This window comes from Pseudomonas sp. JL23 (genome assembly GCF_056933585.1).
Window position 1 is genome coordinate 4648399 of record NZ_CM167795.1, and the last position, 13485, is coordinate 4661883.

Sequence of the window (13485 nt, forward strand, 5' to 3'; positions counted from 1 at the left end):
CATGAATCCTGATATTCCTCTTCAGCTGCTTGGCGGCATCTCGGCGCGCGTCTTCCTGCGTGACTACTGGCAGAAAAAGCCCTTGCTGATCCGTCAGGCGATCCCGGACTTTCAGAGCCCGATCGACCCGGACGAGTTGGCCGGCCTGGCGCTGGAAGAAGAAGTCGAATCGCGTCTGGTGCTCGAGCACGGCGAACGCCCATGGGAAATGCGTCGCGGCCCGTTCGCCGAAGACGCCTTCAGCGAGCTGCCGGAGCGTGACTGGACCCTGCTGGTGCAATCCGTCGACCAGTTCGTCCCGGAAGTCGCCGAGCTGCTGGAAAACTTCCGCTTTCTGCCGAGCTGGCGCATTGATGACATCATGATCAGCTACGCCGCGCCGGGTGGCAGCGTCGGTCCGCACTTCGACAACTACGATGTGTTCCTGCTGCAAGGCCACGGCAAGCGTCACTGGAAGATCGGCCAGATGTGCGACTCCCAGAGCCAACTGATCGAACACGCGGACCTGCGCATCCTCGCCGAATTCCAGGACAGCGAAGAGTGGACCCTGGAGCCCGGCGACATGCTCTACCTGCCGCCGCGCCTGGCGCACTGGGGCGTTGCCGTGGACGAATGCGTGACCTATTCGGTGGGCTTCCGCGCACCAAGCGCCGCAGAAGTGCTGACCCACTTCACCGACTTCCTCAGCCAGTTCCTGCCAGACGAAGACCGCTACAGCGATGCCGACGCACAGCCGGTCAGCGATCCGCACCAGATTCAGCACGATGCCCTGGACCGCCTCAAGGGCCTGCTGGCCGAGCACATGAGCGACGAACGTCTGCTGCTGACCTGGTTCGGCCAGTTCATGACCGAGCCGCGCTACCCGGAACTGGTCGCAGGTGCAGAGGATCTTCAGGAAGAAGACCTGCTCGGCAGCCTGGAACAAGGCGCAATCCTCATTCGCAACCCAAGCGCGCGCTTGGCCTGGTCTGAAGTGGATGACGATTTGCTACTATTCGCCAGCGGCCAGAGCCGTCTGCTGCCGGGTCACTTGCGTGAACTGCTCAAACTCATCTGCGCCGCCGATGCGCTGCACAGTGAAAACCTCGAGCAGTGGTTGAGCGATGAAGAAGGACGCAACCTGCTCTGCGAGCTGGTCAAACAAGGAAGCCTGGGATTTGCCGATGAATAGACTTCACGTAAGTGTTGCTGACTGGCACAAGGACAACGCGCCGATCCGCCGTATCCGCGAAGCGGTGTTCGTCGCCGAGCAGTCGGTACCGCCAGAACTGGAATGGGATGCCGAAGACGCCGACGCCATTCACTTCCTCGCCTTCGAGGGTGACTACCCGATCGGCACCGCCCGCCTGCTGCCGGACGGCGAAATCGGTAGGCTGTCGGTGCTCAAGGACTGGCGCGGCCTGAAAGTCGGCGAAGCGCTGCTGCAAGCGGTCATTAGCGAAGCCGAACGCCGCGGCCTGCAACAGCAGAAGCTCAGCGCCCAGGTTCAGGCCACCGGTTTCTACCAGCGTTTTGGTTTTACTGTGGTCAGCGACGAGTTCCTCGAAGCCGGCTTGCCCCATGTCGATATGGTGCGCAGCGGCAACTGATACACCTGCGTGACGCAATCTGAACGCCCTGTCATCTCACTTCAGCCTGACTATGCTGAAGTACAGATGCCGGGGCGTTTTGCCATGCCCGATTCAATTTGCCTCCCTGCAGGCCAACAAACTGGCAAACTGGCAACAATCAGGCTCTAACGCGCCGTTTGCGGAGAAAAAGCACATGTCTTTACGCACCCTGTTCACCACCCTGCTGCTCACATGTAGCGTCTGCGCCATGGCCGCTACCGAAGTGTTGCCACTGAGCTATCGCACCAGCGATGACCTGCTGCCGGTGGCCAAATCCTTCATCGGCAAGGACGGCACCGTCAGCGCTTACGGCAACCAACTGATCGTCAATGCCGAGCCCGGCAAGATCGACGAGCTGCGCGGCCTGCTCAAGCAATTGGACACCGCACCCAAGCGCCTGCTGATCACTGTCGACACCAGTGATACCGCCAACCAGAACGTCTCCGGCAACAATCAGGGCCGGGTCATCAGCTACGGCACCGCCAGCCGCGAAGGCGGCAGCCAGCAGGTCCAGGCCAGCGAGGGTACGCCTGCACTGATCCAGGTCGGCCAGAGCGTGCCCCTGACCACCAGCCAGACCGATAGCTACGGCTACTCGCGCACCGATACTCAGTATCGCAACGTCACTCAGGGCTTCTACGTCACTGCCAGCATCACCGGCGACATCGTGCACCTGAACATCAGCACCAACCGCGACCGCATGAGCCAGGAACAGGCTGACGCGATCAAGGTGCAAAGCACTGACAGCCAAGTCAGCGGCCGCCTGGGCGAATGGATCACGCTGGCGGGGGTCAGCAATCAATCCACTGCCGATCAGCAGGGCGTCGCCAAACGCTACGCCACCCAGGGTCGCGACGACATGACCCTGCGCGTGAAGGTGGAAACTCTGGATTGAGCCAATGCCCGCCGGAGCGCCCCGGAAAATCGATACTTATCAGCCCTGAACTGACTGATTAGTCGCATTAGACCAAAGATGTAGTGCCTCTAAAAAAACACTACAAAATGTTTGACGGGTGAAAAATGCCGTTGCATGATGGCCCCGCTCCCGCTAATCAGAGGCTCTGCAAAGCCTCCGGATCGCCACTCGAAGCACCCCACCGAGTCGATTCGTGTTAGTACGCCCACAAGGCAGTTTGACGAGGTTGCGACTGGAACGAAGTTGTCCCGAGGGACGGAAGCGCAGTACGCAGCCCGGCAAAACCGCAGTGATCGCAACACGGCATCCACGAGCCAACTTGCCCACTACGGCCACCCCATGTCGCCCGGCCTTCTACCCCTCAGTGTCAACATTCGTAACCGTCGCCTTCCTCGCCCGAACAACGGCTTTGCAGCCAGCGTCTGGTCAGCGAGCATCCATTCCTGCGCCTTGAAGGTGCGGTCTGGCGGAGCAGGGACTTTCAACCAAGATATGCGACGAGGTTTATCTCCATGGCACTGACACGCGAACAACAAATAGCGGCTATCGAAAAAGACTGGGCCGAAAATCCGCGCTGGAAAAACGTGACCCGTACTTATTCCGCTGCTGACGTCGTCCGCCTGCGTGGCTCGGTTCAACCTGAACACACGTTTGCCAAGCTGGGCGCCGAAAAGCTCTGGAACCTGGTCACTCAAGGTGCCAAGCCTTCGTTCCGTCCCGACAAGGACTTCGTCAACTGCATGGGCGCCCTGACCGGTGGCCAGGCGGTACAACAGGTCAAGGCCGGTATCCAGGCCATCTATCTGTCCGGCTGGCAGGTTGCCGCCGACAACAACTCGGCCGAGTCGATGTACCCGGACCAGTCGCTGTACCCGGTGGATTCGGTTCCAACCGTGGTCAAGCGCATCAACAACTCGTTCCGTCGCGCCGACCAGATCCAGTGGAAAGCCGGCAAGAACCCGGGCGATGAAGGCTATATCGACTACTTCGCACCGATCGTGGCTGACGCCGAAGCCGGTTTCGGCGGCGTACTCAACGCCTACGAGCTGATGAAGAACATGATCGAAGCGGGCGCCGCCGGCGTGCACTTCGAAGACCAACTGGCCTCGGTGAAGAAATGCGGCCACATGGGCGGCAAGGTTCTGGTGCCGACACAGGAAGCCGTACAGAAGCTGGTGGCTGCGCGCCTGGCGGCTGACGTTGCCGGTGTACCGACCATCATTCTGGCCCGTACCGACGCCAACGCCGCCGACCTGTTGACCTCCGACTGCGACCCGTACGACCAACCGTTTGTAACCGGCACCCGCACCCCGGAAGGCTTCTACAAAGTGCGCGCCGGTCTGGACCAGGCCATCTCCCGCGGCCTGGCCTACGCGCCGTACGCCGATCTGATCTGGTGCGAAACCGCCAAGCCAGACCTGGACGAAGCCCGTCGCTTCGCCGAAGCGATCAAGAAGGAATACCCGGACCAGTTGCTGTCCTACAACTGCTCGCCTTCCTTCAACTGGAAAAAGAACCTGGACGACGCGACCATCGCCAAGTTCCAGCGCGAGCTGTCGGCCATGGGCTACAAGCATCAGTTCATCACCCTGGCAGGCATTCACAACATGTGGCACAGCATGTTCAACCTGGCGCACGACTACGCCCGCAACGACATGACTGCCTACGTGAAGCTGCAGGAGCAGGAATTCGCTGACGCCAACAAGGGTTACACCTTCGTGGCGCACCAGCAGGAAGTGGGCACCGGCTACTTCGACGACATGACCACCGTGATCCAGGGTGGCGCGTCTTCGGTGACCGCTCTGACCGGCTCGACCGAGGAAGAGCAGTTCCACTGATCCCTCCCTCGCCGTACGCAAACAGGCCGCCCTCGAGGCGGTCTGTTTGTTTGCGCGACAGAAAGAATCGCGTTTTGCGGCGGCCTTCTCAATTCATTGTTAAAACTGTGCGACGGCTAATAAAGCGCGGTAGTCGGACAATATCGCGACTACACTATGGGAAGAGCCTCTAAATGATATTAATTATCATTTAAAGTAGCGGTTAAATTTCGTTGCACCCGGCAAGAAACATAATTAACAAAATGCCACGTAATGCCCGCCCCGCCTGGCCTGCAGCCCGGACCGCCCAACCCTGACGATTAATTCATTCAATAATTTTGATGTAGTAAATTTACTTGCCAACTGTTTAGCCATAAAATCAATGGATTGATTACCTGCGACATATCGTCACTCAGCTATTCTCTTCACCAAGCCCAGAGACCTTTGCTCTCTGTTAAGGACTGCCAGTATGCAAGATTCAACAGGATTGATTGCCCACAACTGGGGCTTCGCCATTTTCCTCTTGGGTGTTGTCGGCCTTTGCGCCTTCATGCTCGGTCTCTCCAGCATCCTGGGCAGCAAAGCCTGGGGTCGCAGCAAAAACGAACCGTTCGAGTCCGGCATGCTGCCAACCGGCAGTGCGCGTCTGCGCCTTTCGGCAAAATTCTATCTGGTCGCGATGCTCTTCGTGATCTTCGACATCGAAGCCCTCTTTCTCTTTGCCTGGTCTGTGTCCGTCCGCGAAAGCGGCTGGACCGGATTCGTCGAAGCACTCGTTTTCATAGCAATTCTGTTGGCAGGTCTTGTCTACCTATGGCGCGTCGGGGCCCTTGACTGGGCTCCCGAAGGTCGTCGTACTCGGCAGGCGAAGCTAAAACAATGAGGCTTTGGCGATGCAATACAATCTCACCAGGATCGACCCGGATGCTCCTAACGATCAGTACCCGATCGGCCAACGGGAAACCGTTTCCGATCCGTTAGAAGATCAAGTCCACAAAAACATCTACATGGGCAAGCTCGAAGACGTGCTGAGCGGTGCTGTCAACTGGGGTCGCAAGAACTCCCTTTGGCCGTACAACTTCGGCCTTTCGTGCTGCTATGTGGAAATGACCACGGCCTTCACGGCGCCCCACGACATCGCCCGCTTCGGCGCCGAAGTCATCCGGGCATCACCGCGTCAGGCCGACTTCATGGTCATTGCAGGTACCTGCTTCATCAAGATGGCGCCGATCATCCAGCGTCTCTACGAGCAAATGCTCGAACCTAAATGGGTCATTTCCATGGGTTCGTGTGCCAACTCCGGTGGCATGTACGACATCTATTCCGTAGTCCAGGGAGTGGACAAGTTCCTCCCCGTGGATGTCTACGTGCCTGGCTGCCCGCCCCGCCCCGAAGCGTTTCTGCAAGGCTTGATGCTGCTGCAGGAATCCATCGGCCAAGAGCGTCGCCCTCTGTCCTGGGTCGTCGGTGAACAAGGCGTTTATCGCGCCGAGATGCCGTCGCAAAAGGAACAGCGCCGCGAACAGCGTATTCAGGTCACCAACCTGCGCAGCCCCGACGAAGTCTGATCCAGCTCTCTCTTTTTATAAAAAAGACAAGAAACCGGGTTCATTCTGTACGTTGACCGATAGTGATCGAGACCTATGACTACAGGCACCGCTCTGTATATCCCGCCTTACAAGGCTGACGACCAAGACGTCGTCGTTGAACTGAACAATCGCTTTGGCGCCGAGGCGTTCACCGCCCAGGCCACCCGTACCGGCATGCCGGTGCTGTGGGTCGAGCGTGCCCGACTGTTCGAAGTGCTGTCGTTCCTGCGCCAGCTGCCCAAGCCCTACTCCATGCTCTACGACCTGCATGGTGTCGACGAGCGCCTGCGCACCAATCGTCGCGGCCTGCCGGGCGCCGATTTCACGGTTTTCTACCACCTGCTGTCGGTAGAGCGTAATAGTGACGTAATGATCAAGGTGGCCTTGTCCGAAGGCGACCTCAGCGTGCCTACCGTGACCAGCATCTGGCCCAACGCCAACTGGTACGAGCGCGAAGTGTGGGACATGTTCGGGATCGATTTCCCGGGCCACCCGCACCTGACCCGCATCATGATGCCGCCGACCTGGGAAGGTCACCCGCTGCGCAAGGACTTCCCGGCCCGCGCCACCGAGTTCGACCCGTACAGCCTGACCCTGGCCAAGCAGCAGCTTGAAGAAGAGGCCGCGCGCTTCCGTCCGGAAGACTGGGGCATGAAGCGTTCCGGCACCAACGAAGACTACATGTTCCTCAACCTGGGCCCGAACCACCCTTCGGCTCACGGTGCGTTCCGCATCATCCTGCAACTGGACGGTGAAGAAATCGTCGACTGCGTCCCGGACATCGGTTACCACCACCGTGGTGCCGAGAAAATGGCCGAGCGTCAGTCCTGGCACAGTTTCATCCCCTACACCGACCGTATCGATTACCTCGGCGGGGTGATGAACAACCTGCCGTACGTGCTTTCGGTCGAGAAGCTGGCCGGCATCAAGGTACCGGAGAAGGTCGACACCATCCGCATCATGATGGCCGAGTTCTTCCGTATCACCAGCCACCTGCTGTTCCTGGGTACCTATATCCAGGACGTCGGCGCCATGACCCCGGTGTTCTTCACCTTTACCGACCGTCAGCGCGCCTACACCGTGATCGAAGCCATTACCGGTTTCCGTCTGCACCCGGCCTGGTATCGCATCGGCGGCGTCGCCCACGACCTGCCGCGCGGCTGGGAAAAACTGGTCAAGGACTTCATCGAGTGGATGCCCAAGCGTCTGGACGAATACCAGAAAGCCGCTTTGGACAACAGCATCCTCAAGGGCCGGACCATCGGTGTCGCCGCCTATAACACCAAGGAAGCGCTGGAATGGGGCGTCACCGGCGCCGGTCTGCGCTCCACCGGCTGCGACTTCGACCTGCGCAAGGCCCGTCCTTACTCGGGTTACGAGAATTTCGAATTCGAAGTACCGCTGGCTGCCAATGGCGACGCCTATGACCGCTGCATCGTCCGCGTGGAAGAGATGCGCCAGAGTCTCAAGATCATCGAGCAGTGCATGCGCAACATGCCGGCCGGTGCGTACAAGGCGGATCACCCGCTGACTACGCCGCCGCCCAAAGAGCGCACCCTGCAACACATCGAGACCCTGATCACGCACTTCCTGCAGGTTTCGTGGGGCCCGGTCATGCCAGCCAACGAATCCTTCCAGATGATTGAAGCGACCAAGGGCATCAACAGTTACTACCTGACGAGCGACGGCGGCACCATGAGCTACCGTACCCGGATCCGCACCCCAAGTTACCCGCACCTGCAACAGATCCCTTCGGTGATCAAAGGCAGCATGGTCGCGGACTTGATTGCGTACCTGGGTAGTATCGACTTCGTTATGGCTGACGTGGACCGCTAAGCATGAATAGCACGCTTATCCAGACAGACCGTTTCGCGCTGAGCGAAACCGAGCGCTCGGCCATCGAGCATGAGATGCATCACTACGAAGACCCGCGCGCGGCGTCTATCGAAGCCCTGAAGATCGTTCAGGGTGAGCGCGGATGGGTGCCGGACGGCGCCATCTACGCCATCAGCGAAGTCCTCGGCATCCCTGCCAGCGACGTGGAAGGGGTGGCGACGTTCTACAGCCAGATCTTCCGTCAGCCGGTGGGTCGTCACATCATTCGCGTCTGCAACAGCATGGTCTGCTACATCGCCGGCCACGAGAACGTGGTCACTGAAATCCAGCGCTCGCTGGGTATCGGCCTGGGCCAGACGACTGCCGACAACCGCTTCACCTTGCTGCCGGTGTGCTGCCTGGGCAACTGCGACAAGGCCCCGGCCGTGATGGTCGATGACGACACCTTCGGCGATGTACAGCCAGGTGGCGTCGCCAAGATGTTGGAGGCTTACCCATGACCATCACTTCTTTCGGTCCGGCCAACACCATCGCCCGTGCTGCGGAGACCCATCCGCTGACCTGGCGCCTGCGTGATGACGGCGAACCGCTCTGGTTCGACGAATACCAGCAGAAGAACGGCTATGCCGCTGCGCGCAAGGCCTTCGCCGACATGTCGGCCGACGACATCGTCCAGGCCGTCAAGGATTCCGGCCTCAAGGGTCGTGGCGGTGCGGGCTTCCCCACCGGCGTCAAATGGGGCCTGATGCCCAAAGACGAATCCATGAACATCCGCTACCTGCTGTGCAACGCGGATGAGATGGAGCCCAACACCTGGAAAGACCGCATGCTGATGGAGCAACAGCCCCATCTGCTGATCGAGGGCATGCTGATCAGTGCCCGCGCTCTGAAAGCCTACCGCGGCTATATCTTCCTGCGTGGCGAATACACCACCGCAGCGAAGAACCTGCGTCGTGCGGTGAAAGAAGCCGAAGCGGCCGGTCTGCTGGGCAAGAACATCCTGGGCAGCGGCTTCGATTTCGAACTGTTCGTCCACACCGGTGCCGGGCGTTACATCTGCGGTGAAGAAACCGCACTGATCAACTCCCTGGAAGGCCGTCGCGCCAACCCGCGCTCCAAGCCGCCCTTCCCTGCCGCCGTTGGCGTGTGGGGCAAGCCGACTTGCGTGAACAACGTCGAGACCCTGTGCAACGTGCCCGCCATCGTCGCTAACGGCAACGACTGGTACAAGTCCCTGGCCCGTCCGGGCAGCGAAGACATGGGTACCAAGCTCATGGGCTTCTCCGGCAAGGTCAAGAACCCAGGCCTGTGGGAGTTGCCTTTCGGTCTGCCGGCCCGCGAGCTGTTCGAGGACTATGCCGGCGGCATGCGTGACGGCTTCAAGCTCAAGTGCTGGCAGCCAGGCGGCGCCGGCACTGGCTTCCTGCTGCCTGAGCATCTGGATTGCCAGTTCTACGCCGGTGGCGTGGCCAAGGTCGGCACCCGGATGGGTACGGGCCTGGCGATGGCCGTCGACGACAGCGTCAACATGGTTTCCCTGCTGCGCAACATGGAAGAGTTCTTCGCCCAGGAGTCGTGCGGTTTCTGCACACCTTGCCGCGACGGCCTGCCATGGAGCGTGAAGATCCTGCGCGCTCTGGAAAAAGGCCAGGGCCAGCCGGGCGACATCGAGACCCTGCAAGGGTTGGTCGGTTTCCTCGGCCCGGGCCGCACCTTCTGTGCCCACGCACCGGGCGCAGTGGAGCCGCTGGGCGCCGCGATCAAGTACTTCAGGTCGGAGTTCGAAGCCGGTATCGCCCCCGTGAGCGATACCAGCCCGGCGGCCTTCCAACGTCCGATTGTGGTTGGCGCATAACAAGACAGAAAGGATCGGCAGCCAGCAGGCTGCCGATCTCGTACCCGATGACGCCTCACGGCTGTTTGATACGGGTAGCACCGAGATTCCATTAGCCACGCCCGCTGACACCGGGCCAACGAAGAACTTTGAACCATGGCTACTATCCACGTAGACGGCAAAGCGCTCGAAGTCGATGGTGCAGACAACCTGTTACAGGCCTGTCTGTCCCTCGGACTCGACATCCCTTATTTCTGCTGGCACCCCGCTCTTGGTAGCGTCGGCGCCTGTCGCCAGTGCGCGGTCAAGCAGTACAACGACGAGAACGACACCCGTGGTCGTATCGTCATGTCCTGCATGACCCCGGCCACCGACAACACCTGGATCTCCATCGATGATGATGAATCCAAGGCCTTCCGCGCCAGTGTTGTCGAATGGCTGATGACCAACCACCCGCACGACTGCCCGGTGTGCGAGGAAGGCGGCCACTGCCACCTGCAAGACATGACCGTGATGACCGGCCACAACGAGCGCCGTTATCGCTTCACCAAGCGTACTCACCAGAATCAGGAACTCGGCCCGTTCATCGCTCACGAGATGAACCGCTGCATCGCCTGCTATCGCTGCGTACGCTTCTATAAAGACTACGCCGGTGGCACTGACCTGGGCGTGTTCGGCGCTCACGACAACGTGTACTTCGGTCGCGTCGAAAGCGGCACCCTGGAAAGCGAGTTCTCCGGCAACCTCACCGAGGTCTGCCCGACCGGTGTGTTCACCGACAAGACTCACTCCGAGCGCTACAACCGTAAATGGGACATGCAGTTCTCGCCGAGCATCTGCCACGGCTGCTCCAGCGGCTGCAACATCAGCCCCGGTGAGCGCTACGGTGAAATCCGTCGCATCGAGAACCGTTTCAATGGCTCGGTCAACCAGTACTTCCTGTGCGACCGTGGCCGTTTCGGCTATGGCTACGTCAACCGAGAAGACCGCCCGCGCCAGCCACTGCTGGCCAATGGCGAGAAGCTCAGCCTTGACGGTGCACTGGACAAGGCTGCCGATCTGCTGCGCGGTCGCAACATCGTCGGTATAGGCTCGCCCCGCGCCAGCCTGGAAAGCAACTACGCCCTGCGCGAACTGGTCGGTGCCGAGCACTTCTACTCGGGTATCGAAGCCGGTGAGCTGGAGCGTCTGCGTCTGATCCTCAAGGTGTTGAACGACAGCCCGCTGCCGGTTCCGACCCTGCGCGACATCGAAGACCACGACGCCGTTTTCGTCCTCGGCGAAGACCTGACCCAGACTGCCGCGCGCATGGCCCTGGGCCTGCGTCAGCTGGTGAAGAACAAAGCCGAAGACATGGCCGCTGCGATGAAAGTCCAACCGTGGCTCGACGCTGCAGTGAAGAACATCGGTCAGCATGAGCTGAACCCATTGTTCATCGCCAGCCTGGCTGAAACTCGTCTCGACGACATCGCCGAAGAGTGCGTACACGCGGCTCCCGACGACCTGGCGCGCATCGGTTTCGCCGTGGCTCACGCCATCGACGCCAGCGCACCGGCCGTAGAAGGCCTGGACAGCGAAGCCCTCGAACTGGCCCAGCGCATTGCCGCTGCCCTGCTCGCGGCCAAGCGTCCGTTGATCATCTCCGGCAGCTCCCTGGGTTCGAACGCATTGATCGAAGCCGCGGCCAACATTGCCAAGGCGCTGAAACTGCGCGACAAGCAAGGTTCCCTGAGCCTGATCGTGCCGGAAGCCAACAGCATGGGTCTGGCGATGTTCGGTGGCGAGTCGGTAGACGCCGCCCTGCAAGCCGTGATCTCGGGCAAAGCCGACGCCATCGTCGTGCTGGAAAACGATCTGTATCGTCGTGTTGACGCCGCCACTGTCGACGCTGCCTTCGCTGCGGCGAAAGTAGTGATCGTGGCCGACCATCAGAAGACGGCGACCAGCGACAAGGCTCACCTGGTGCTGCCAGCGGCCAGCTTCGCCGAAGGCGACGGTACCCTGGTCAGCCAGGAAGGCCGCGCCCAGCGCTTCTTCCAGGTGTTTGACCCAACCTATCTGGACGCCAGCATCCTGGTTCACGAAGGCTGGCGCTGGCTGCATGCCCTGCGCGCTACCCTGCTGAACAAGCCGGTTGACTGGACCCAACTCGACCACGTCACCGCCGCCTGCGCCAGCAGCACCGCGCAACTGGCCGGGATCATCGATGCCGCGCCGTCCGCTGCGTTCCGCATCAAGGGTATGAAACTGGCTCGCGAACCGCTGCGTTACAGCGGCCGTACCGCCATGCGCGCCAATATCAGCGTGCATGAGCCGCGCACTTCGCAAGACCAGGACACCGCGTTCGCCTTCTCCATGGAAGGTTACTCGGGCTCCGCCGAACCGCGTCAGCAAGTGCCATTCGCCTGGTCGCCGGGCTGGAACTCGCCGCAAGCGTGGAACAAGTTCCAGGACGAAGTCGGTGGTCACCTGCGTGCCGGTGATCCGGGTACTCGCCTGATCGAAACCAAGGGTGACAATCTGTCCTGGTTCGCCAGCGTACCGGGCGCTTTCGCTCCGGCCCGTGGCACCTGGCAGGTCGTGCCGTTCTATCACCTGTTCGGCAGCGACGAGACCTCGTCCAAGGCCGCACCGGTGCAGGAACGCATTCCAGAAGCCTACGTGGCCCTGGCCAAGTCCGAAGCCGATCGCCTGGGTGTCAACGATGGCGCCCTGCTCAGCCTGAACGTTGCCGGCCAGACTCTGCGTCTGCCGCTGCGCATCAACGAAGAGCTGGGTGCGGGCCTTGTGGCTCTGCCAGCCGGCCTGGCCGGTATCCCGCCTGCCGTATTCGGTAAAACCGTCGATGGCTTGCAGGAGGCAGCGCAATGACCTGGTTTACTCCTGTCGTAATCGATTCGATCATTGCAGTACTCAAGGCCATCGTCATCCTGCTCGCCGTGGTGATCTGCGGCGCGCTGCTCAGCTGGGTCGAGCGTCGTCTGCTCGCCCTCTGGCAAGACCGTTACGGCCCCAACCGGGTCGGCCCGTTCGGTGCGTTCCAGATCGCCGCCGACATGCTGAAGATGTTCTTCAAGGAAGACTGGACCCCACCGTTCGCCGACAAGGTGATTTTCACCCTGGCCCCGGTGGTCGCCATGAGCGCCCTGCTGATCGCCTTCAGTATCATCCCGGTCACCGAGACCTGGCTGGTGGCGGACCTGAACATCGGCTTGCTGTTCTTCTTCGCCATGGCCGGTCTGTCGGTCTACGCGGTGCTGTTCGCCGGCTGGTCGAGTAACAACAAGTTCGCCCTGCTCGGCAGCCTGCGGGCTTCGGCCCAGACCGTGTCGTACGAAGTGTTCATGGGCCTGTCGCTGATGGGCGTAGTGGTTCAGGTCGGTTCGTTCAACATGAGCGATATCGTCAAGTACCAGGCTGAACACCTGTGGTTCATCATTCCGCAGATCTTCGGCTTCCTGACCTTCTTCATCGCTGGCGTCGCCGTGACTCACCGTCACCCCTTCGACCAACCGGAAGCGGAACAGGAACTGGCTGACGGCTACCACATCGAATACGCAGGTATGAAATGGGGCATGTTCTTCGTCGGTGAATACATCGGCATCGTGTTGATCTCGGCCCTGCTGGTGACCCTGTTCTTCGGCGGCTGGCATGGCCCGTTCAATATCCTGCCGCAGCTGGCCTTCGTCTGGTTCGCCCTGAAGACCGCGTTCTTCATCATGCTGTTCATCCTGCTGCGCGCTTCCATTCCGCGCCCACGGTATGACCAGGTGATGGATTTCAGCTGGAAATTCTGCCTGCCGCTGACCCTGATCAATCTGCTGGTGACCGCCGCGATCGTGTTGTTGAACACGCCCGCCGGCGTGGCTCAGTGAGGACATAA

At 60.6% G+C, this 13485-nt stretch carries 11 protein-coding genes; all 11 read left to right on the forward strand.

Translation table 11 applies throughout. The features are described 5' to 3' along the window. Position 1: 1 nt before the first annotated feature. On the forward strand, positions 2-1171 hold the full coding sequence (locus AC1Z24_RS21460) for a ribosomal protein uL16 3-hydroxylase (protein ID WP_483742608.1): 1170 nt from the start codon (positions 2-4) through the stop codon (positions 1169-1171). Beyond that, positions 1164-1589, forward strand: a complete 426-nt coding sequence (locus tag AC1Z24_RS21465; RefSeq protein ID WP_483742609.1) for a GNAT family N-acetyltransferase — start codon at positions 1164-1166, stop codon at positions 1587-1589. The genes AC1Z24_RS21460 and AC1Z24_RS21465 overlap by 8 nt, the downstream gene beginning before the upstream one ends. A 175-nt stretch (positions 1590-1764) precedes the next feature. Then, on the forward strand, positions 1765-2505 hold the full coding sequence (locus AC1Z24_RS21470) for a secretin N-terminal domain-containing protein (protein WP_483742610.1): 741 nt from the start codon (positions 1765-1767) through the stop codon (positions 2503-2505). Positions 2506-3038: 533 nt separating this feature from the next. Continuing rightward, positions 3039-4364: an isocitrate lyase gene (gene aceA / locus AC1Z24_RS21475; protein ID WP_259106041.1), complete on the forward strand. Its 1326-nt coding sequence runs from the start codon at positions 3039-3041 to the stop codon at positions 4362-4364. Positions 4365-4812: 448 nt separating this feature from the next. Further along, positions 4813-5226, forward strand: a complete 414-nt coding sequence (locus tag AC1Z24_RS21480) for an NADH-quinone oxidoreductase subunit A (RefSeq protein ID WP_259106040.1) — start codon at positions 4813-4815, stop codon at positions 5224-5226. A 10-nt stretch (positions 5227-5236) separates the two neighbouring features. Next, positions 5237-5911: a NuoB/complex I 20 kDa subunit family protein gene (locus tag AC1Z24_RS21485; RefSeq protein ID WP_259106039.1), complete on the forward strand. Its 675-nt coding sequence runs from the start codon at positions 5237-5239 to the stop codon at positions 5909-5911. Positions 5912-5986: 75 nt separating this feature from the next. Next, positions 5987-7768 (forward strand): NADH-quinone oxidoreductase subunit C/D, encoded by a 1782-nt coding sequence (gene nuoC / locus AC1Z24_RS21490; protein ID WP_483742611.1) that lies wholly within the window; start codon positions 5987-5989, stop codon positions 7766-7768. A 2-nt stretch (positions 7769-7770) separates the two neighbouring features. After that, positions 7771-8268 (forward strand): NADH-quinone oxidoreductase subunit NuoE, encoded by a 498-nt coding sequence (nuoE, locus tag AC1Z24_RS21495; protein ID WP_259106037.1) that lies wholly within the window; start codon positions 7771-7773, stop codon positions 8266-8268. Beyond that, positions 8265-9623 carry an NADH-quinone oxidoreductase subunit NuoF gene (gene nuoF / locus AC1Z24_RS21500; protein WP_483742612.1) on the forward strand — a complete coding sequence of 453 codons (1359 nt, stop codon included), beginning with the start codon at positions 8265-8267 and terminating at the stop codon, positions 9621-9623. The genes nuoE and nuoF overlap by 4 nt, the downstream gene beginning before the upstream one ends. A gap of 135 nt (positions 9624-9758) precedes the next feature. Beyond that, positions 9759-12473 carry an NADH-quinone oxidoreductase subunit NuoG gene (gene nuoG, locus AC1Z24_RS21505; RefSeq protein WP_483742613.1) on the forward strand — a complete coding sequence of 905 codons (2715 nt, stop codon included), beginning with the start codon at positions 9759-9761 and terminating at the stop codon, positions 12471-12473. Then, the gene (gene nuoH, locus AC1Z24_RS21510; protein ID WP_259106034.1) at positions 12470-13477 is read left to right on the forward strand and encodes an NADH-quinone oxidoreductase subunit NuoH; all 1008 of its coding nucleotides are present in this window, start codon (positions 12470-12472) and stop codon (positions 13475-13477) included. Before nuoG ends, nuoH begins: the two co-directional genes overlap by 4 nt. Positions 13478-13485 lie beyond the last annotated feature (8 nt).